At 71.1% G+C, this 18682-nt stretch carries 16 protein-coding genes and 5 tRNA genes; 7 read left to right on the forward strand and 14 right to left on the reverse strand.

The annotated features are described in order from the left end of the window. Positions 1 to 52 precede the first annotated feature (52 nt). Both IEZ15_RS10475 and IEZ15_RS10480 read right to left on the reverse strand, forming a co-directional pair. Positions 53 to 874, reverse strand: a complete 822-nt coding sequence (locus IEZ15_RS10475) for an aminotransferase class IV (protein ID WP_189276065.1) — start codon at positions 872 to 874, stop codon at positions 53 to 55. Then, positions 874 to 1908, reverse strand: coding sequence for a chorismate-binding protein (locus IEZ15_RS10480; protein ID WP_189276432.1), 1035 nt, complete (start codon positions 1906 to 1908; stop codon positions 874 to 876). The genes IEZ15_RS10475 and IEZ15_RS10480 overlap by 1 nt, the downstream gene beginning before the upstream one ends. A gap of 163 nt (positions 1909 to 2071) precedes the next feature. Between IEZ15_RS10480 and IEZ15_RS10485 the strand changes: the two genes are divergently transcribed. The 5 genes from IEZ15_RS10485 (at position 2072) to IEZ15_RS10505 (ending at position 2517) form a co-directional block, all read left to right on the forward strand. Beyond that, positions 2072 to 2144 (forward strand) — tRNA-Gly (locus tag IEZ15_RS10485). Between the two features lie 37 nt (positions 2145 to 2181). Further along, positions 2182 to 2252, forward strand: a tRNA-Cys gene (locus tag IEZ15_RS10490). 4 nt (positions 2253 to 2256) lie between these two features. Next, positions 2257 to 2328, forward strand: a tRNA-Val gene (locus tag IEZ15_RS10495). A 19-nt stretch (positions 2329 to 2347) separates the two neighbouring features. After that, positions 2348 to 2419 (forward strand) — tRNA-Val (locus IEZ15_RS10500). Positions 2420 to 2442: 23 nt separating this feature from the next. Next, positions 2443 to 2517 (forward strand) — tRNA-Val (locus IEZ15_RS10505). Positions 2518 to 2670: 153 nt separating this feature from the next. On the opposite strand, the gene IEZ15_RS10510 is transcribed toward IEZ15_RS10505, so the two are convergent. From IEZ15_RS10510 to IEZ15_RS10520, 3 genes are all read right to left on the reverse strand, one after another. Further along, positions 2671 to 2943 (reverse strand): TFIIB-type zinc ribbon-containing protein, encoded by a 273-nt coding sequence (locus tag IEZ15_RS10510; protein WP_114243545.1) that lies wholly within the window; start codon positions 2941 to 2943, stop codon positions 2671 to 2673. Between the two features lie 68 nt (positions 2944 to 3011). Further along, complete coding sequence (locus IEZ15_RS10515; protein WP_189276067.1) at positions 3012 to 3983, reverse strand: phosphotransferase family protein; 972 nt, start codon at positions 3981 to 3983, stop codon at positions 3012 to 3014. 214 nt (positions 3984 to 4197) lie between these two features. Continuing rightward, a complete protein-coding gene (locus tag IEZ15_RS10520) occupies positions 4198 to 4407 on the reverse strand; it encodes a hypothetical protein (RefSeq protein WP_114243547.1) in 210 nt (69 codons plus the stop codon). Between the two features lie 608 nt (positions 4408 to 5015). On the opposite strand from IEZ15_RS10520, the gene IEZ15_RS10525 reads away from it, so the two are divergent. Beyond that, positions 5016 to 6362: a serine/threonine-protein kinase gene (locus IEZ15_RS10525; protein WP_189276069.1), complete on the forward strand. Its 1347-nt coding sequence runs from the start codon at positions 5016 to 5018 to the stop codon at positions 6360 to 6362. A 4-nt stretch (positions 6363 to 6366) separates the two neighbouring features. Here IEZ15_RS10525 and IEZ15_RS10530 read toward each other — a convergent pair whose 3' ends face one another. The 9 genes from IEZ15_RS10530 to IEZ15_RS10570 form a co-directional block, all read right to left on the reverse strand. Next, a complete protein-coding gene (locus IEZ15_RS10530) occupies positions 6367 to 7185 on the reverse strand; it encodes a TrmH family RNA methyltransferase (RefSeq protein WP_114243549.1) in 819 nt (272 codons plus the stop codon). 99 nt (positions 7186 to 7284) lie between these two features. Continuing rightward, entirely contained in the window at positions 7285 to 8547 is a 1263-nt protein-coding gene (gene cobA / locus IEZ15_RS10535; RefSeq protein ID WP_189276071.1) for a uroporphyrinogen-III C-methyltransferase, read from the reverse strand. Positions 8548 to 8784: 237 nt separating this feature from the next. Further along, a complete protein-coding gene (gene cobT, locus IEZ15_RS10540; RefSeq protein ID WP_189276073.1) occupies positions 8785 to 12051 on the reverse strand; it encodes a nicotinate-nucleotide--dimethylbenzimidazole phosphoribosyltransferase in 3267 nt (1088 codons plus the stop codon). Between the two features lie 333 nt (positions 12052 to 12384). After that, entirely contained in the window at positions 12385 to 13623 is a 1239-nt protein-coding gene (cbiE, locus tag IEZ15_RS10545) for a precorrin-6y C5,15-methyltransferase (decarboxylating) subunit CbiE (RefSeq protein WP_189276075.1), read from the reverse strand. A gap of 107 nt (positions 13624 to 13730) precedes the next feature. Further along, the gene (locus IEZ15_RS10550; RefSeq protein ID WP_189276077.1) at positions 13731 to 14417 is read right to left on the reverse strand and encodes a GNAT family N-acetyltransferase; all 687 of its coding nucleotides are present in this window, start codon (positions 14415 to 14417) and stop codon (positions 13731 to 13733) included. A 102-nt stretch (positions 14418 to 14519) separates the two neighbouring features. After that, positions 14520 to 15386 (reverse strand): MetQ/NlpA family ABC transporter substrate-binding protein, encoded by an 867-nt coding sequence (locus IEZ15_RS10555; protein WP_189276079.1) that lies wholly within the window; start codon positions 15384 to 15386, stop codon positions 14520 to 14522. A 73-nt stretch (positions 15387 to 15459) separates the two neighbouring features. Next, positions 15460 to 16131, reverse strand: a complete 672-nt coding sequence (locus IEZ15_RS10560; protein WP_189276081.1) for a methionine ABC transporter permease — start codon at positions 16129 to 16131, stop codon at positions 15460 to 15462. Further along, complete coding sequence (locus IEZ15_RS10565; protein WP_189276084.1) at positions 16128 to 17189, reverse strand: methionine ABC transporter ATP-binding protein; 1062 nt, start codon at positions 17187 to 17189, stop codon at positions 16128 to 16130. The genes IEZ15_RS10560 and IEZ15_RS10565 overlap by 4 nt, the downstream gene beginning before the upstream one ends. A gap of 393 nt (positions 17190 to 17582) precedes the next feature. Next, positions 17583 to 18230 carry an HAD family hydrolase gene (locus IEZ15_RS10570; protein WP_189276086.1) on the reverse strand — a complete coding sequence of 216 codons (648 nt, stop codon included), beginning with the start codon at positions 18228 to 18230 and terminating at the stop codon, positions 17583 to 17585. Between the two features lie 92 nt (positions 18231 to 18322). Between IEZ15_RS10570 and IEZ15_RS10575 the strand changes: the two genes are divergently transcribed. Next, positions 18323 to 18682: a hypothetical protein gene (locus IEZ15_RS10575; protein WP_072484474.1), complete on the forward strand. Its 360-nt coding sequence runs from the start codon at positions 18323 to 18325 to the stop codon at positions 18680 to 18682.

Below are 18682 nucleotides of genomic sequence, written 5' to 3' on the forward strand. Positions count from 1 at the left end.
ATCCGCTCAGCCCCGGCCCGTCACCCTGTTTTACGGGTTCGAGGCACGCGTTCTACGGGTCGAGGTCGTTCCCGGCCCGCTCGTCGAAGATCCGCATGGCCTTGGCGGTCACCGGTCCGGGCCGGCCGGGCAGCTCCCGGCCGTCCACCCGGTGGACGGCCTGCACATCACGCAGCGTGGACGTCAGGAAGATCTCCTCGGCCCGTTCCAGGGCATCGAACGGCAGGTCGGTCTCCACGGCCCCCGTCCACTCCACGGCCAGTGCACGGGTGATCCCGGCAAGGCAGCCGGAGGCGACCGGCGGGGTGTACGCCTGCCCGCCGAGGACGACGAAGACATTGGATCCGGTGCCTTCGCAGAGCTGTCCGACCGTGTTGGCGAAGAGCGCCTCCGACGCCCCGTGCTCATGGGCGCGGGCGAGGGCGACGACGTTCTCGGCGTACGAGGTGGTCTTGAGCCCGGCGAGCGCACTGCGTTCGTTGCGCGTCCAGGGGACGGTGATCACGGTGGTGGTGTCGGGGCGGCGTCCCGCCTCCCCCAGGGCGACGACGAGGCCGGGGCCGGCGTTGCCGCGGTCGGAGCCGAGCGGGGAGAGCCCTCCGGTGTAGGTGATGCGCAGCCGGCCGAGCGCCATCGGGTTGGCGTCGATGACGGCGGTACAGGCGAGGCGCACCTCGTCGAGGTCGGGGTCGGGGAGGCCGAGGCCGCGGGCGGAGCGGGTCAGCCGGTCGAGGTGGCGGGTGAGGGCGAAGGGCCTGCCGTCGACGGTCTTGACCGTCTCGAAGATGCCGTCCCCCACGGTGAGCCCGTGGTCGAGCACGGACACCCGGGCGTCGTCGGCGTCCCGCAGTCCGCCGTTGACCCAAATCCTCATTACGCGGTCCTTCCAGTCGCTTCGTAAGCGCCCGACGCTACAGCGAGCAGCCGGGAGGCCTTGAGTTCGGTCTCGTCCCATTCACGCTCCGGGTCGGAGCCCCAGGTGATACCGGCCCCGGTGCCGAAGCGGAGTACCGGTGCGGTCCGGGTCCGGTCGATCCAGAAGGTCCGTATGCCGACGGCCAGGGAGGCGGTGCGGCGGTCGGCGTCGACCCAGCCGATGCCGCCGCAGTAGGGCCCGCGCGGTGCGGTCTCCAGTTCCTCGATGATCCTGAGGGCGCTGGACTTGGGTGCCCCGGTGACGGAGCCGGGCGGAAACGCCGCGTGGAGGAGTTCGGGCCAGCCGGCGCCCTCGGCGAGCTCTCCGCGCACGGTGGAGACGAGGTGGACGAGGCCCGGGTGCTTCTCCACCGCGCAGAGGTCGGGGACCGTGACCGATCCGGTGGCGCAGACCCGGCCGAGGTCGTTGCGGACCAGGTCGACGATCATCACGTTCTCGGCGTGGTCCTTCTCCAGCAGATCGTCCTCGGTCCGTCCGGTGCCCTTGATCGGTCCCGACTCGACGATCCGGCCGTCACGCCTCAGGAAGAGTTCGGGGGAGGCTGTGGCGATCTCCACGCCGTGCGCGGGCAGCCGAATCGTTCCTGCGTACGGGGCGGGGTTGCCGCGCGCCAGCAGCGCGGTCAACGCGTCCACATCCGCGGCGGCCGGGTCGGGCAGTGCCGCGGTCATCACCCGGCAGAGGTTGGCCTGGTAGACCTCGCCCGCCGCGATGTACTCGCGGATCCGCCGTACGCCCGCGGTGTACGCGGCACGGTCCAGGGACGAGTTCCAGTCGCCGGCCGCGGGGCCGCACCATGCGCCGCCCACCGGGGCGGGCACCGCCTCGGTACGCACGGCGGCGAAGCGCGCGCAGACGAGGCGGCCCTCGAAATCGGCGGATACGGCCCAGAAGCCGGACGATTCGAGGGCTGCGGGATCACTGGTCACGTCCTGCAGATCGGACGCGACGAGGCCGCCGAAGCGGGCCATTGGAGCGAGGTCGTGCACGCCGTTGAGTCTAGGACGGCACGCGATGACCTGCGGCGCGGCAAACGCACCTCAGCACGCTGCACAAACGCGTTTTTGTACTGGCCCGGGAATCCGCTAGAGTTCAACACGTCGCCGGGACGCGCAAGTGGACCGGGAAAGACAAGCGGACGTAGCTCAGTTGGTAGAGCGCAACCTTGCCAAGGTTGAGGTCGCCAGTTCGAACCTGGTCGTCCGCTCGCAGAAAGTGAGGGATCTTCCCGAACCCTCACGCGTGGTGGAGTGGCCGAGAGGCGAGGCAACGGCCTGCAAAGCCGTCTACACGGGTTCAAATCCCGTCTCCACCTCTGAGGACGATTAGCTCAGCGGGAGAGCACTTCCCTGACACGGAAGGGGTCACTGGTTCAATCCCAGTATCGTCCACTGATCCGCAAGGATCCCCGCGCGATTAGCTCAGCGGGAGAGCACTTCCCTGACACGGAAGGGGTCACTGGTTCAATCCCAGTATCGCGCACGCAGTACACGCAGGTTCACCCTGCGCGATTAGCTCAGCGGGAGAGCACTTCCCTGACACGGAAGGGGTCACTGGTTCAATCCCAGTATCGCGCACCAGCAAAAGCCCCGGTCGCCTCGGCGACCGGGGCTTTGTCGTGTCCGCGATCGGCTGCGGTGGGTATCGGTGAGCGGCCGGACGGCGGAACGCACCGCGGGCCCGGACGAAAGTCGTCCGGGCCCGCGGTCAGGCGCTCACCGGTGTCGGCCCGCTCAGGACGAGAAGAGCATGCGGCCGAAGCTCTTGTGCCGGTAGTGACCGCCGTGGTGCTGCGGGGCGCCCCAGGCGGGCGCCGGGGCGGCCGGGTAGGCCTGCGGGGCGGGCGGCGCGGGCGGGGCCTGCTGCGTCCACTGCGCCTCGATGCGGGTCAGGGACTCCAGCTCGCCGTAGTCGAGGAAGATCCCCCGGCAGCCGCTGCACTGTTCGATCTGTATGCCATTGCGGTTGTACGTCTGCATTTGTGCGTGGCACTTGGGACACTGCATGGTTCGGCTCACTCCTCGCCGTCGGGTCGCCGTCGCCGGAATACATGCCCGTCGACGGTCGGTTCAGCCTACGACGAGGGCTCGGCGGCCAACTCGGGCGGGAGGGTGGCAATTCGGGCACAGGCGTCGATCATCGTCTGTTCCACCTCATCCGGAGTTCGGCCCTCCGCCGCAGACTTGGCGAATGCCAGCGCCGCGGTCTGAACGGTCAGCGCCCGGGCCGGGACGTCCAGTTCGGGCCAGGGGTCGCCCGCGGCGCGTACGGCAGGTCCGCCTGCTGCCCGGTAGGCGTCCAGGAAACGGAGCCAGACCTCGGGTGGCAGCAGCCCGGCCGCGTACCAGGCGGCGGGGCGGGCGAGGTCCCATGCGGGGTCGCCGAGGCCTGCGTCGTCGACATCGATGAGCAGCCAGGGGCCGTGCGGGGCGGGGTGGCGGACGAGTTGCCCGAGGTGCAGATCGCCGTGGCACAGGAAGCGGGAGCGGTGCGAGGGCGCGGCGGCTTCGCCGCGGGCCCAGGCGGGCAGGCGGTGCCACGCTTCGCGTACGGCGGTGGTGGCCGGGTCGCGGGGCCGGGCGGCGCACATCCGGGCAACGGCGAGCGAAGCCTTGGCGGGGCCCCGCATGGGTGGGAGCGCGAGGGAGGGCGGGGTCGGGGTCAGGTGCAGCCCGGCCAGCAGGACGGCGGCCTCTTCCCAGGGGGCGGCGTCGGGGTCGCCGGGGTCGACGGGCCGGCCGTGGGGCCACAGGGTGACCGGGCGCCCCTGGATGGTGATGGAGGGTACGGGGGGCCGGGGCTGCAGGGGGGCGAGGAAGATGCCGGCCAGGCGGGGGTCGTTCGCGAGGCTCAGCCGGGTCAGCAGGTCGGGGGTGTCCGTGCCGGGGGCGTGTGCCTTGGCGACGACGGGCCCGCTGCGGACCACCGTGCCATCCGCACGGTCGGCGAGCACTGCTGGTGGCGGGCAGGCGCAGATGTCCTCGGGCCGGGCGTGGGCGGCCCGGTGGGCGAGGGCGCCCAGCGCGCGTACGACTGCGGTGGTCACGGTCTCCCCCGGTAGCGGACAGGTGCGGGCGGCCCGACATACGCCGGGCCCGCCGATGAGCGTACGCGCGTCGCGAAAGGACCCCGGACAGCGCGATGTCCGGTCAGCTCCCCAGCTGACCGGACAAACGCTGCCGCCCGCCGCACCCCCGTCCCCACGGGGTTGTTGGCCGGATGTCCCGGTCCGGACCGCTCTTCCGGACCCGGGGCGCCGCTCAGCGCCCCAGCATCATGCCCACGGACGACGCCTGTGTGACCACTGCGTCCCAGCCGCCGAAGGCGACTACGAGCAGGGCCGCCAGAGGAAGAACCATCGCCGTCGCCACCAACGGGTGACGCGTACCGGACGACGGGCGGCTGCCGAACGAGGCACGGACCCTGCGTCCCCGCGTGCGGATCATGGTCCGCGCTGCCGTGTCCGCCATGGTTCCTCTCCTGACTGGATATGGAGCGGCGGGCGTGTGACCTCGGGGGACGAGTGCTGCGCCCGCCGCTTGACTTCAACATTAGGGACGCCCAAGGCGTACGACGTCATGCCCGCGTACCGAATCCCGGGCCTCCCGGAGGATGAGCCCCGGGTAGCCGATGTACTCCCCTGGGTGGAGATCGGGCGCCTGATCCCGGGGTCATCCCGGAGGGGTGCCCGGAATGTTGTGGATCAGGTGGGCGGACGGATACGGCGGCGAGGCGGAACGGCGACCGTGACTTCACTCACTCGCCCGCGCCGCGACTCCCGGGCGTGGGCCGTGGGTACGTCGCCCCGGTCACTGCGGTCCCCTCCCCGCGGAGTCCGTGTCGCGCCCGCCTCTCGTCGGGTCGGCAGCCTTCACAGCTCCAACCTCTCGTCACCACAACCACTTTGATGACCCGGCACTGTTCGGTGCGGGACCGGCTGCGGCCCCACTCCCCGTCATGGACCCTGCTGCGCACTGACAATCGATCGGCGGGCGAGGGCGCGGCCTCTGAGCGCCCCGGGCGCCGGGTACGTAAGCTGTGCCTCGTCAGGCGTACCAGGCAGCGGGGATGGGCAGACATGGCGATGATGCGGCTCCGGCGCGAGGACCCGCGTGTCGTCGGCTCGTTCAGACTGCACCGGCGGCTCGGAGCGGGCGGCATGGGTGTCGTCTATCTCGGTTCGGACCGGCGGGGCCAGCGGGTGGCGTTGAAGGTGATCCGTCCGGATCTGGCGGAGGACCAGGAGTTCCGCTCGCGCTTCGCGCGCGAGGTGTCCGCCGCGCGGCGGATCCGCGGTGGCTGTACGGCGCGTCTGGTGGCCGCCGATCTGGAGGCGGACCGCCCGTGGTTCGCCACGCAGTACGTCCCGGGGCCCTCGCTGCACGACAAGGTGGCCGAGGAGGGTCCGCTGTCGGCGGCCGAGGTGGCCTCGATCGGGGCGGCGCTCTCCGAGGGCCTGGTTGCGGTGCACGAGGCCGGTGTCGTCCACCGTGACCTGAAGCCGTCGAACATCCTGCTCTCTCCCAAGGGCCCCCGGATCATCGACTTCGGGATCGCCTGGGCGACCGGGGCGAGCACGCTCACGCATGTCGGTACGGCGGTGGGCTCGCCGGGGTTCCTGGCGCCCGAGCAGGTGCGCGGCGCAACCGTGACGCCCGCGACGGACGTGTTCTCGCTCGGTGCCACGCTGGCGTATGCGGCGACGGCCGACTCGCCTTTCGGGCACGGCAGTTCCGAGGTGATGCTGTACCGCGTGGTGCACGAGGAACCGCAGTTGTACGACGTACACGATGCGCTCGCGCCGTTGGTGAGCGCCTGTTTGGCGAAGGACCCCGAGGAGCGGCCGAGCACGCTCCAACTCTCCATGCGGCTCAAGGAGATCGCGGCGCGGGAGGCGCAGGGTCTGCACGAGAACCGTCCGCCCGTTCAGCGTTCGGCCCAGGAGCTGGACCGGCCGACCGGACGTCTCGACGGCCCGTACACCGAGCAGCAGACCCGGCGTACGGCTCCTCCGGCATCCCGTCAGCAGAAGCAGAAGCAACCTCAGAGCAGCCGGCAGGCCACTTCGTCGCGGGCCGGGTCGTCCCGCACCGGTGGTTCGCGCCCTCAGCAGCATCAGCCACCGCGCAACACAACGCGGTCCGGCAAGCGTCCGCAGGGCACGAACGGGACGAACGGCCGGCCGGGAACGCGGCCCGGGGCCCGTAAGACTTCGACGGGGCGGCGTCCCGCCAACCCGCGGCTGCTGCGGCAGCGGCTCGTCGTCTTCGTCGTGGTCACACTGCTGGTCGCGCTGGGCATCGCGGCGGCACAGGGCTGCCAGGGTCCGGCCCGCGGGCTGGGCGCGAGCGAGAGCCGGACGCAGCCCCAGAACCAGAACCAGGGCGAGGGCCAGAACCAGGGCCAGGGCCTGCGGCCTCAGTAGGCGGTCAGTTCTGCGGGCGGCCTGATGCCACCGCGTAGAACGCGACCGCGGCGGCCGCTCCCACGTTCAGCGAGTCGACGCCGTGCGCCATCGGGATGCGCACCCATTCGTCGGCGGCGACCAGGGCCTGGGTGGACAGTCCGTCCCCCTCGGCGCCGAGCATCAGCGCCACCTTGTCCATCCGGTGCGGTGCCGCCTCGTCGATGCTGCTGGCCTTTTCGTCCGGGGTCAGCGCGAGAAGTTTGAAGCCGGCTTCCCGCACGGTCTCCAGCGCCTTGGGCCAGGTGTCGAGACGGGCGTAGGGGACGGAGAAGACCGCGCCCATCGAGACCTTGACGGAGCGCCGGTAGAGCGGGTCGGCGCAGTCCGGGGAGAGCAGTACGGCGTCCATGCCGAGGGCGGCGGCGCTGCGGAAGATCGCCCCGATGTTGGTGTGGTCGTTGACGGCCTCCATGACGACCACCCGGCGGGTCGTCGCCAGCAGTTCGTCGGCCGTCGGCAGCGGTTTGCGCTGCATCGAGGCGAGGGCGCCGCGGTGGACGTGGTATCCGGTGACGCGCTCGGCGAGCTCGGGAGTGACCGCGTACACCGGGGCCGGGACCTCGTCGATGACGTCGCGCATCAGATCGATCCACTTCGCCGAGAGCAGCATCGACCGCATCTCGTACCCGGCTTGCCTGGCGCGTCTGATCACCTTCTCGCCCTCGGCGATGAAGAGGCCCTCGGCGGGCTCTCGCCTGCGCCGGAGTTCGACATCGGTCAGCCCGGTGTAGTCGCGCAGGCGGGGGTCGTCGGGGTCGTCGACGGTGATGAGATCAGCCACGGGTTTGATACTGCCTTGTCCGGTGTGTGGTGCCAACGGCTTGGGAGAAGATCCGTTACCGCTGGTTACTCGGCGGGGTGCGGGCGGCGCTCGCGCCGGCTATTCGGCGGGGAGCGATACGGAGCTCGCGCCGACCGCGACGACGTCACCGATGACGATGACGGCCGGGGGACGTACATCTTCGGCGACGGCCCGTTCGGCGACGGTCGCGAGCGTTGCGTCGACCCGGCGCTGGGCTGCCATGGTGCCCTCCTGGACCAGGGCGACCGGGGTCTCGGGGGCCTTGCCGTGGGCGATGAGGGTACGGGCGATCGCGCCGATCTTGTCGACGGCCATCAGGAGCACGAGCGTGCCGCGCAGCCGGGCGAGGGCCGGCCAGTCGACCAGCGAGCGCTCGTCGTCCGGGGCGACATGGCCGCTCACGACGGTGAACTCATGGGCCACACCGCGGTGGGTGACGGGGATTCCGGCCGCGCCGGGCACGGAGATCGAACTGGAGATGCCGGGAACGACGGTGCAGGCGATGCCTTCGGCGGCGAGCGCCTGGGCCTCCTCCATGCCGCGGCCGAAGACGAACGGGTCGCCGCCCTTGAGCCGCACGACGGCCTTGCCCGCCTTGGCGTGCTCGATGAGCGCCTGGTTGATCGCCTCCTGGGCCATGTAGCGGCCGTACGGGATCTTCGCGGCGTCGATCACCTCGACATGCGGCGGGAGTTCGTCGAGCAGGTCGCGCGGGCCGAGGCGGTCTGCGATGACGACGTCGGCCTCGGCGAGGAGGCGGCGGCCGCGCACCGTGATCAGGTCCGGGTCGCCGGGGCCGCCGCCGACCAGGGCGACACCGGGGGTCCGGGTGCGGTGGTGGGGTGCGGCGAGGGTGCCGTCGCGCAGGCCCTCGACGATGGCGTCGCGGACGGCGGCGGAGTGGCGTGGGTCGCGGCCTTGGGTGTCGGTGGTGAGGACGGCGACGGTCACGCCCTCGCTGCGGCCGGTGGCCGGGGTCCAGGCGGTGGCAGCGTCGGCGTTGTCGCTGCGGACGCACCAGGTGCGGGTGCGCTCGGCCTCGGCGGAGGCGGCGTCGTTCGCCGCGGTGTCGTCGGACGCGATGAGTGCGTACCAGGTGTCGGCCAGGTCCCCGTCGGCGTACGGGCGGCGCTCCCATCGGATCTCGCCGGCGTCGGCCATCGCCTCGACGGACGGGGTCGCGGCCGGCGACACGAGGACGATGTCGGCGCCTGCCGCGATGAGCGCGGGGAGGCGGCGCTGGGCGACCTGGCCGCCACCGACCACGACGACTCGGCGGCCGCTGAGACGCAGTCCGACGGGGTACGCAGGGTGATCGGCGTGATCTGCGTGCTCGGCCATGGCGGGGCGGCTCCTCGTAAGGTGCGGGATGCGGGCCGCTGCGGCGGTGGAGCGGCTGTGACGTGCGGGTTTGTGGGGACGGGTCCACGATACGGGGTGGGGCGCTTGCGGCGGGATTGTTCCCCTGCCCGCCCTTTCCCGTGACCGGGGCTGCGCCCCGGACCCCGCGCCTCGAACGCCGGCAAGGCTGGAAATCAAGCCCTTCGGCGATCGAGGAGCGGAGCTCCGGCGGAGGAGCTACTTCTCCGTGACGCCCGCCGAGTCGAACGTCGCCACCTCGTGCATCGCCCGCGCCGCACTCTGCACGATCGGCAGCGCCAGCAGCGCACCCGTGCCTTCGCCGAGGCGGAGGTCGAGGTCGACCAGCGGGCGCAGGCCCAGCTTGTTGAGCGCGGCGACATGGCCGGGCTCGGCGCTGCGGTGGCCGGCGATGCAGGCGGCGAGGGCCTCGGGGGCGATCGCCCGGGCGACCAAGGCCGCGGCTCCCGCGCTGACGCCGTCGAGGATGACGGGCGTACGGAGCGAGGCACCGCCCAGCAGGAAGCCGGCCATCGCCGCGTGTTCGAGGCCGCCGACGGATGCCAGGACACCGATCGGGTCTGCCGGGTCGGGCTGGTGGAGTTCGAGGGCCCGGCGGACCACGTCGACCTTGCGGGCGTGCATCTCGTCGTTGATGCCGGTACCGCGACCGGTCACCTCGGCCGGGTCCATGCCCGTGTACACACAGATCAGTGCGGCCGACGCAGTGGTGTTGGCGATGCCCATCTCACCGGTGAGCAGGCCCTTGTTGCCCGCCGCGACCAGATCACGGGCGGTCTCGATGCCGACCTCGATGGCCGCGAGGACCTCCTCGCGGGTGAGGGCCGGGCCGGTCGTGAAGTCGGCCGTTCCGGCGCGTACCTTGCGGGGAAGGAGGCCGGGGGTCGCGGGCAGCTCCATGGCCACACCGACGTCGACCACGCACACCTCGGCGCCGACCTGGGCCGCGAACGCGTTGCAGACCGCGCCGCCGCCGAGGAAGTTGGCGACCATCTGGCCGGTGACCTCCTGCGGCCAGGCCGTGACGCCCTGGGCATGCACCCCGTGGTCACCCGCGAAGATCGCGACGGCCGCGGGCTCAGGGATCGGCGGCGGGCACATCCGGGAGAGTCCCGACAACTGCGCGGAGATGATCTCCAGCATGCCGAGCGCACCAGCGGGCTTGGTCATCCGCTTCTGGCGTTCCCAGGCCTCGCCGAGCGCCTTGGCGTCCAGCGGACGGATATTGGAGATGGTCTCCTGCAGCAGGTCGTGCGGCTCCTCGCCGGGCAGTGCGCGGCGGCCGTACGTCTCCTCGTGGACGACCCACGACAGCGGGCGGCGCTTGGACCAGCCCGCCTGCATCAGTTCGGGCTCCTCGGGGAACTCGTCGACGTAACCGACACAGAGGTACGCGACGACTTCGAGGTGCTCGGGCAGGCCCAGGGCGCGGACCATCTCGCGCTCGTCGAAGAAGCTGACCCAGCCGACGCCGAGGCCTTCGGCGCGGGCGGCGAGCCACAGGTTCTCGACGGCGAGCGCCGAGGAGTACGGGGCCATCTGCGGCTGGGTGTGCCGGCCGAGGGTGTGACGGCCGCCGCGGGTGGGGTCGGCGGTGACGACGATGTTGACCGGGGTGTCGAGGATGGCCTCGATCTTCAGTTCCTTGAACTGCTTGGCCCGGCCCTTGGGAAGCGACTTGGCGTAGGCGTCGCGTTGACGCTGTGCCAGTTCGTGCATGGAACGACGCGTCTCCGCCGAGCGGATGACGACGAAGTCCCAGGGCTGCGAGTGGCCGACGCTGGGCGCCGTGTGCGCGGCTTCGAGGACGCGCAGCAGAACCTCGTGCGGAATCGGGTCGCTGCGGAAGCCGTTGCGGATGTCGCGGCGCTCGCGCATGACCCGCAGGACGGCCTCGCGCTCGGCGTCGTCGTAGCCGGGGGCGGGCGCGGAGGCGGGAGCCCCGGTCTCGTCGCACTCGGACGCCTCGGGAGCTTCCGCTTCCTCGGCTTGGAGCCCGGGCTCGGGCCGGGCCTCGGGCTGTACGGACTCCACGGGCGCGGTCTCCGTGGCCTCCGCACTGTCCGTGGGGGCCGTGATGTCCGGGGTCTCAATGACCTCCGGGCCCGGTTCGGGCTCCGGCTCGGCCACCGTCGGAGCCTCGGCCTCGGGGACGGGCGCGGGGATCGGCTCAGGAGCTTCGGCGGGCGTGACGTTCTCGACGCTCTCGACCGCTTCCGCGGCCTCGGCGGCCTCGGGCCGAGCGGGCTGGACCGGCTCCATCGCGAACACCACGCGCTCGGGCTCGGGCTCGGTTTCCACAGCCTGCTCCACCACGGGGGTCGGGGCCGGGTGCGGGGGCGTCGGCACCGAACCCTCCACGGGCACGAACTGGCCCGTGGGAGCGGCTACCTCGACGTCCTGCGATGCGACGACAGCGATTTCGGCAGGCACCTCGGACACAGCCTCTGCCTGTGCCCCGGCAGGAACCTCCGCCGCAACCTCGACGGGAGTCTCGGCAGTGGTCGGTACCGCATCGGCCTCGGGAGCACTCACGGCCTCCGGCACCACTGCCGGAGCGACCTGCACCGGCTGTGCCTGCGGTGCCGCCGGTACCGGCTCGGCGACCGGCTCCGACACGACCGTTTCTGCTGCCACCGGGGGAACGACGGGCTGCGGCGCCTCTGCCGACCAAGGGCTTCCGCCCTGCGGCTGGATCTCACCGAGCTGCGGGCCCGGCAGTGCGGCCGCCTCGTCAACCGGCATCTCGAAGTACTCGGGCCCGGTGGTCGGCGGTCCGGCGTGCCGTGCGGGGGCCTGGGCCTGGGCCTGCGCCTGGGGCGCGCCCGCCGGTCCGCGGTCGGCGAGCGAGCGGACCACACCGCCGCTGGGCGTTCCGCCGTAGGACGGCCCGCCGTCTGCCGCGACCGGGCCACGATGCAGCGGCCGGCGCACCGGGGCCTGGGCCTGCGCTGCCGCGGTCGGGGCGGGAGCCGGGGTGGGCGACGGGATGCGTACGCCCCTCAGGTCGACCGAACCGGAGTCGCGGCCACCGGTCTCGTGCGTCCCCTGACCGGTCTCGGGCAGGGGTTCGACCACCGGCTGCTGTACGGCGTATGCGTCCGCGACCTGTGTCTGGACGGGCTCCTGTACCTGCACCTGCACGGGCCCCTGGGGCTGCGCGGGAGCCTCGCCGACCGGCTGGGAGTGGGCCGCGTGTACCGAGGGCTGGGCCTGGTGGGCGCCCTGTTCGGGCAGCAGCGCCTGCGCGGCGACGCCCTCGGGGTACTGGCCGGGGGCCGGTACCGCCTGCGGGTCGCCCCAGGCGCCCTGGGCGCTCGGCATCAACAGGAGATCGTCGTCCTCGGACACATGCTCGGAGGGAGCGAGGTAGGTGTAGGCATCCGGGGCGGCGATGCCCGGCTGCTCCACCATGCCTGCGTTCTCCGGCAGTCCCTCACCCGGGATCTGGCCGGTGTCACTCATGCGTACCCCTCGCCCATCGTCAGTGCTCCTTCGGCCCATCGCCCGGGACGCCCGACCACGGCACGCCGGCGCTCGTCAACAAGAACGAGCGGGCGCGCCGCGCGGCACGAAACGGTCGCGGACATACTGCATTCTCGCGGCCGTTCGCCGCCGCGGCAGCTCATTTCGCCACGGCCCGCTGTGGACTGCGCCACGTCGCGCATCCCCCGGTTCTGCCGTACCACAACGGGGGCCAAAACGGTCCCCTTTTCCGGACATTGACGAACGAAGCGACGAACGCCCAGCCGCGGTGCAACGATCGGCCAGCCTACCTCGCGCTGTACGCCGACCGGTTCAGGGGGCGAGGTCCGAACGCAGCGCCGAGAGCAGGAACACGACCGAGCGTTCGCGCTCCGACCATGCGGCCGTGTCGAGTTCGACGGACTGAAGGAGCGAACACCGGACGGTGTACCCGTTTCCGGTGAGTGCCGCGCCGAGTGCCTCGGCCTCGTCCCGTGTCGACGCATGGGTCACGATGCGCTCGGGCCGGCGCTCGGTGACGGCGGTGACGACGGGGACTCCCCCGCCCCCGATCCGTACGACATCGGGCTCCGGCAGCCGTTCCAGCACATGGGGTGCCCGGCCCTCGACGACCTGGAGCTGGACTCCGAAGGACCGGGCCGAAGCCGCGGTGCGGGCGCAGGCCGCCGGGTCGCTGTCGACCGCCAGGACCGCAGCCCCGAAACGGGCGGCCTCCACCGCCAGGGCTCCGCTGCCGGAGCCGATGTCCCACAGAAGGTCTCCGGTGCGGGGGCCGAGGCGGGCCAGTTGGGCGGCGCGCAGCCCCGGGGCCTCGCCCTCGCCGCTCTCGTCCCCGGCGTCCGTGGCGCCGCCCGGGTAGGCATGGGAGGGCAGTGCCCAGCCGCGTACGCCACGGGGGTAGGCGGGGTGACGGCCGGCGATCCAGGCGCCGGAGGCCTGCGGTTCGGGGCCGCCGCCGATGACGATCACCACGTTGGGGTCGCGCCAGACGTGGTCGGCGGCCTTTTCGGATGTGACGACGCTGACCTGTTCGCGTGCGGTGCCGAGTTCCTCGCAGATGACGAAGGTGCGGTGGACGCCTTCGAGGAGCAGGGCGAGTTCGGCGGGGCCGGCGCCGGGCGAGGTGAGAACGGCGACCTTGTGGTGGGCCCGGCACACGTTGACGGCGCGCCGCAGGGTGCGGGGGTGGGCGACGACGATCTGGGCGTCCTCCCACGGCATCCCGGCGCGGGCGAACGCGGTGGCGACGGAGGACACGGCGGGCACCACTTCGACTTCGAGGCCGTGCTCGGGTGCGCGGAGATTGCGTACGACCCCGAAGAAGCCGGGGTCTCCGTCGGCGAGGACCACGGCGCTGCCGCGGTGTCCGGCGATCCGGCGGGCGGCGAGGTCGATGGAGCCCAGGCGGATCCGTTCGGCGTTCGCCGGGACTTCGGGGAGTGCGAGGTGGTGGGCGGCTCCGGCGACGAGCGTGGCGGCCGAGAGCGCGGCCGTGGCCGCTCCGGTCAGTGGCGAGCCGTCCCAGCCGATCACGGTGACCCGATCGGCCATCTGTCGTCAGTCTCCTGGAGTTGTCGCAGGTGGGGATGCCCGTGAGGGGCGGGCACGGTGAGAGTACCCGGTCCGTGCCAGTACGGTGCCAGGACCCCTTGGAGGGGTCAGTTCCAGTCGTTGTAGGCGCCGTAGCCGCCCGCGTCGGCGAGCTGTTCGGCGACCCCTTCGAGGTCCTCGGGAAGCAGGCCCCAGACGATCAGGTCGGTCCTGATGTCGGTCCAGCCTCCGTCTGTGCCGTTCTCGGTCCGGGTGCGCGCTATGCGGGCGTTGCGCAGCACTCCCTCGCTGATGCAGCCGAGCTTCTGGGCGACCTGCTGGGCGGCGGTGTTGTCGGCGGCGGTGCGCAGTTCGATGCGCTCGAAGCCCTGGTCGCGGAAGAGCCACTGGGCCAGCGCCAGCACGGACTCGGTGGCGTATCCCTCGCCGCGTGCCCAGGGGGCGGTGATGTACGCGGCCTCGGTGGCGAGGGTGCGCCAGTCGGTGTTGCGCAGACGGACCGATCCGACGAGTCGCTGGGTGAGGAATTCGGTGACGGCGAAGACGATGCCGTCGCCCGTGGTCCGCTGTGCGGGTGCGATCCTGCGGACCCAGCGTTCGGCGTCGACCTGGGTGTAGGGGTGAGGGGCCTCGGTCCAGGCGGTCACGAGTTCGTCGTTCATCATCTCGATGTACGCGGGGACGTCCGCCATGTCGAAGGGGCGCAGCACCAACCGATCCGTGCTGATGGAGATGTCCGGAAAGGTGGAAGTCATGCGCAGCTCCATGCCGAAGACCGTGTAAAGGCACAGCATGCAGCATCGGGCCGGCATTGTGCATGGGCGGGTCCGTACGACGGAGCCCCGCGCCCCCCTGGTGGGGTGCGCGGGGCTCGTCGGACAAATTCCGTGCGGGTGTCAGGACTTGGCGGCGGTGCCGAAGGCCGGGATGACCGAGCCCTGGTAGGTGTCCTCGATGAACTTCTTGACCTCGTCGGAGTGGAGGAGCTTCACGAGCTTCTGAACGCGGGCGTCCTTCTCGTTGCCCTTCTTCACGGCGATGATGTTGGCGTACGGGTTGCCGTCGGCCTTCTCAAGCGCCAGGGCGTTCTCGGCGGGCTTGAGCTTGGCCTCGATGGCGTAGTTGCCGTTGATGACGGCGGCGTCCACATCGTTCAGGGCGCGGGGCACGGTTGCGGCCTCCAGCTCCTTGAACTCCAGGCCCTTCTTGTCGGTGATGTCGCTCAGCTTGGCGTCGGTGCCGACACCGGGCTTGAGGGTGATCAGACCGTTCTCGGCGAGCAGCTGGAGGGCGCGGCCCTCGTTCGTGGTGTCGTTGGGCACCGCGATGGTCTGGCCGGACTTGATGTCACCGATGGCCTTGACCTTCTTGGAGTAGAGGCCGAGGGGCTCCAGGTGGACGGTGCCCACGGAGACGAGGTGAGTGTTGTTCTTCTTGTTGAAGTCGTCGAGGTACGGCGCGTGCTGGAAGAAGTTGGCGTCGACCTGGCCGGTCTCGGTGGCGGTGTTCGGCAGGACGTAGTCCGTGAACTCCTTGACCTCCAGCTTGAGGCCCGCCTTGGCCGCCAGGTTCTTCTTGACGAAGTTCAGGATGTCGGCGTGCGGCGTCGGGGACGCGGCGACGACGAGCGCCTTGGAGGTGTCGGCCTTGGCGCCGGTCTCGCTCTTGGAGGCCGGGTCGGACGACGTGCCGCAGGCCGTGAGGCCGAAGGCCAGGGCGGCGGTGGCGGCGGCAGCTGCGGTGATCTTGATGTTCTTACGCACGAAAAGTGCCTCTTTCTGGTGGTGAGGGTGGTGCGCCCGGACAAGGAGTTCGGGCTTGAGCAGAGAGGAAGTCTCAGGTGGTGGTACGGCCCCGGCGGGCCAGCAGGCGTACGGCTGCGTCGCCGACCAGCTGGATCACGGTCACGATGACGATCAGCAGCGCGACGGTGATGAGCATGAACTGGTTGTCGAAGCGCTGGAACCCGTAGGTCACGGCCTTGGAGCCGAGCCCCTCGCCGCCGACCGCACCGGCCATCGCGGAGTAGCCGATCAGCACGATGACGGTGGTGGTGACGCCGGAGATGAGCGAGGGCAGCGCCTGCGGCAGCAGCACCTTGCGCACGATCGTCGGGATGGATCCGCCCATCGACTGGACGGCCTCGACGAGCCCGTGGTCGACCTCGCGGACCGCCGTCTCGACGAGCCGTGCGAAGAACGGGATGGCGCCGACGGCGAGCGGCACGATCATCGCGGTCGGGCCGATGAAGGTGCCGACGACCCAGGTGGTGAAGGGGATCAGGGCGATCAGCAGGATGATGAACGGCAGCGAACGGCCGACGTTCACGATCACGCCGATGACCTTGTTCACCGGGGTGTTCCGGAGCAGTCCGCCCTTGTCGGTGAGGACCAGCAGGACGCCGAGCGGCAGCCCCACGAGAACGGTGACGACCGCGGACCAGAGCACCATGTAAAGGGTGTCGATGGTTCCCTGGGTGAGCAGCGGCTGCATTTCGGACCAGGTCACTTCGCCACCTCCTTGGTGAGCGGGGCGGGGGTCTGTACGGGGATGGAGGCGGCGTCCTGCTCCACGACCTCGGCCTGCAGGCCCTGCTCCCGCAGGAAGCCGATCGGGACGACGTTCTCCTCGAAGCGGCCGGGCAGCTCGATGCGCATCCGGCCGATCTGGTTGCCGCCGACGGTGTCCATCGCGGCGCCCAGGATCGAGATGTCGATGTTGTACGTACGGGAGAGTTGCGAGATCACCGGCTGGGTGGCGGCCTCCCCGTGGAAGGTGACGTCGACGACCGTGCGGTCGGGGCCGGAGGCCGTACCGCCGACGGGGAACAGCTCGTGGGCCAGTTCGGAGCCGGGCGTGGCGAGCAGTTCACCGACGGTGCCCGACTCGACGATGCGCCCCTTCTGCATCAGCGCGGCCGAGTCGCAGATCGTCTTGACGACGTCCATCTCGTGCGTGATGAGCAGAACGGTCAGGCCGAGCTGCTGGTTGAGGTCGCGCAGCAGCTGGAGGACGGAGCGGGTGGTCTCGGGGTCGAGGGCGGAGGTCGCCTCGTCGGAGAGCAGTACCTTGGGGTCTCCGGCGAGCGCGCGGGCGATGCCGACGCGCTGCTTCTGCCCGCCGGAGAGCTGGCCGGGGTAGGCCTTGGCCTTGTCGGCGAGGCCCACCAGGTCGAGGAGTTCGAGGGCCTTGCGGGAGCGGTCCTTGCCAAAGACGCCGAGGATCTCCAGCGGGAGTTCGACGTTGTCCTGGACATTGCGCGAGGCCAGCAGGTTGAAGTGCTGGAAGACCATGCCGATGCGGCTGCGCGCCTCGCGCAGCTCCTTGCCGGCCCGGCGACCCCGGCCCGCAAGGGCGGTGAGGTCCTGGCCGGCCACGGTCACGGTGCCGGAGGTGGGGCGTTCCAGGAGGTTGATGCAGCGGATGAGGGAGGATTTTCCGGCGCCGCTCTGTCCGATGACGCCGTACACCTCGCCCTCGCGGACGTGCAGGTCGACGCCGTCCAGGGCGGTGACCTCGCGGCCGCGCGACTGGTAGACCTTCGTGAGGCCCGAAGTGGTGATCACAGGGGTTTCCGTCACTGTCGAGTGCGCGGCGCGGTGTCCGCCGGGCACGGGGCATTCGTCTGATGAGACTGTTTGGACGTTTCGATCGGACGTTCCAAGCGGGGTCTCGGCACGGCTGGGTACGGCGGGGGCCGGGACAGCGGTGCTCGGGCAGGCTCGCTCCGCCGGGTGCGGACGGCTCGGGCTCGGTCTCGCTTCGGGGCGCGAGGCTCAGGCGGGGGCCCTCAGAAGGCGCGCATTCGACACATACAACGAGCACCGGGCGTCGTGATCGCCTCGGTCGCAAGGATGCGGTTGCTCGTCGTGGTCATGCGCCAAGTAAAACAGACGTAACGTTCCGCCCGGTCCGCCTGTCCGAATAGCGGACAGCCGTGGATGGTGGTGCGAGCAGATTCAGCCGACCGCTGTGATTTCCACGCCCTGGGCTGTGACCTGCACCGATACGGCGGAGAGGTCACCGATGACGACATCCGCGTCCAGCTCGGAACGGTCGTGCGTTGTGGCCAAGGCCACGGTCTTCATGCCTGCCGCCCGTCCGGCCCGCAGTCCGGCGGGGGCATCCTCGAAGACCACACAGCGCGCCGGGTCGACGCCGAGGCGCGCGGCAGCCAGGAGGTAGGGCTCGGGGTCGGGCTTGCCCCGGGTGACGTCCTCGGCGGCGATCATCACGGGGAAGTCGATCCCCACCTCGCGCAGCCGGGCCTCGCCGAGCAACCGGGTGGCGGAGGTGACGACGGCCCAGCGGTGCGCGGGCAGCGCACCGAGCAGCTCCTTGGTGCCGGGCAGGATCACGACGCCGCCGGGGGCGTCCTCGACCTCCAGCTGTTCTATACGGGCCAGGGCCCCGTCGACCCGGTCCGCGGGAAGCAGCTCGGCGATGATCTCCCCTGCCGTCCGGCCGTGCAGTTCGACGCCCTGGAAGTCCTCCGCCGTGAGCCCGTACTCCTGGGCCCACCGGGTCCAGCAGCGGTACACCGACTCGATCGAGGAGAGCAGTGTCCCGTCGTTGTCGAACAGCAGGGCCTGGGCATGGATCTTCATGTGCATCGACACTAGGGCCTTGCCCTCGGGCCATGTCCTCCGGGTACGGGGGCGCACGCAGGGGGCCTTTTGGTCCGTAATACCCTCACCTCATGCTTGACGCCCTGACGGTCGCGGTCGCCGTGACCGCGCTCGCCCTCGCCGCCTGGTGCGGATTCGCCGCATACCGGGACCAGCCGACCAAGGACTGGCATTTCATCGGGATGGCAGTGGTCTCCCTGCTGGCGCTGGCCCAGCTGGTGGTGGGCATCGTGCAGTTGTCCCGGGGCGAACGGCCCGAGCAGGGCATGACGATCTTCATCGCGTATCTGATCGGGGCCTTCCTCGCCGTGCCCGCGGCCGGTTTCCTGTCGCTCACCGAGCGGACCCGATGGGGTTCGGTGACGGTGGCGGCGGGCGCGGTCGTGCTGGCCGTCCTCGAAGTACGGCTCTACGACATCTGGGGAAACTGA

This window comes from Streptomyces atratus (assembly GCF_014648655.1).
In the GTDB taxonomy this organism is placed as follows: Bacteria; Actinomycetota; Actinomycetes; order Streptomycetales; family Streptomycetaceae; genus Streptomyces; species Streptomyces atratus.

Coding starts and splice junctions, on each gene's coding strand:
- IEZ15_RS10570 (WP_189276086.1), bottom strand. CDS start 18,230: ATGAAGATCCATGCCCAGGCCCTGCTGTTCGACAACGACGGGACACTG.
- cbiE (WP_189276075.1), bottom strand. CDS start 13,623: ATGGCCGATCGGGTCACCGTGATCGGCTGGGACGGCTCGCCACTGACC.
- cobT (WP_189276073.1), bottom strand. CDS start 12,051: ATGAGTGACACCGGCCAGATCCCGGGTGAGGGACTGCCGGAGAACGCA.
- IEZ15_RS10575 (WP_072484474.1), top strand. CDS start 18,323: ATGCTTGACGCCCTGACGGTCGCGGTCGCCGTGACCGCGCTCGCCCTC.
- IEZ15_RS10475 (WP_189276065.1), bottom strand. CDS start 874: ATGAGGATTTGGGTCAACGGCGGACTGCGGGACGCCGACGACGCCCGG.
- IEZ15_RS10510 (WP_114243545.1), bottom strand. CDS start 2,943: ATGCAGTGTCCCAAGTGCCACGCACAAATGCAGACGTACAACCGCAAT.
- IEZ15_RS10550 (WP_189276077.1), bottom strand. CDS start 14,417: ATGCTGTGCCTTTACACGGTCTTCGGCATGGAGCTGCGCATGACTTCC.
- IEZ15_RS10480 (WP_189276432.1), bottom strand. CDS start 1,908: ATGGCCCGCTTCGGCGGCCTCGTCGCGTCCGATCTGCAGGACGTGACC.
- IEZ15_RS10520 (WP_114243547.1), bottom strand. CDS start 4,407: ATGGCGGACACGGCAGCGCGGACCATGATCCGCACGCGGGGACGCAGG.
- cobA (WP_189276071.1), bottom strand. CDS start 8,547: ATGGCCGAGCACGCAGATCACGCCGATCACCCTGCGTACCCCGTCGGA.
- IEZ15_RS10525 (WP_189276069.1), top strand. CDS start 5,016: ATGGCGATGATGCGGCTCCGGCGCGAGGACCCGCGTGTCGTCGGCTCG.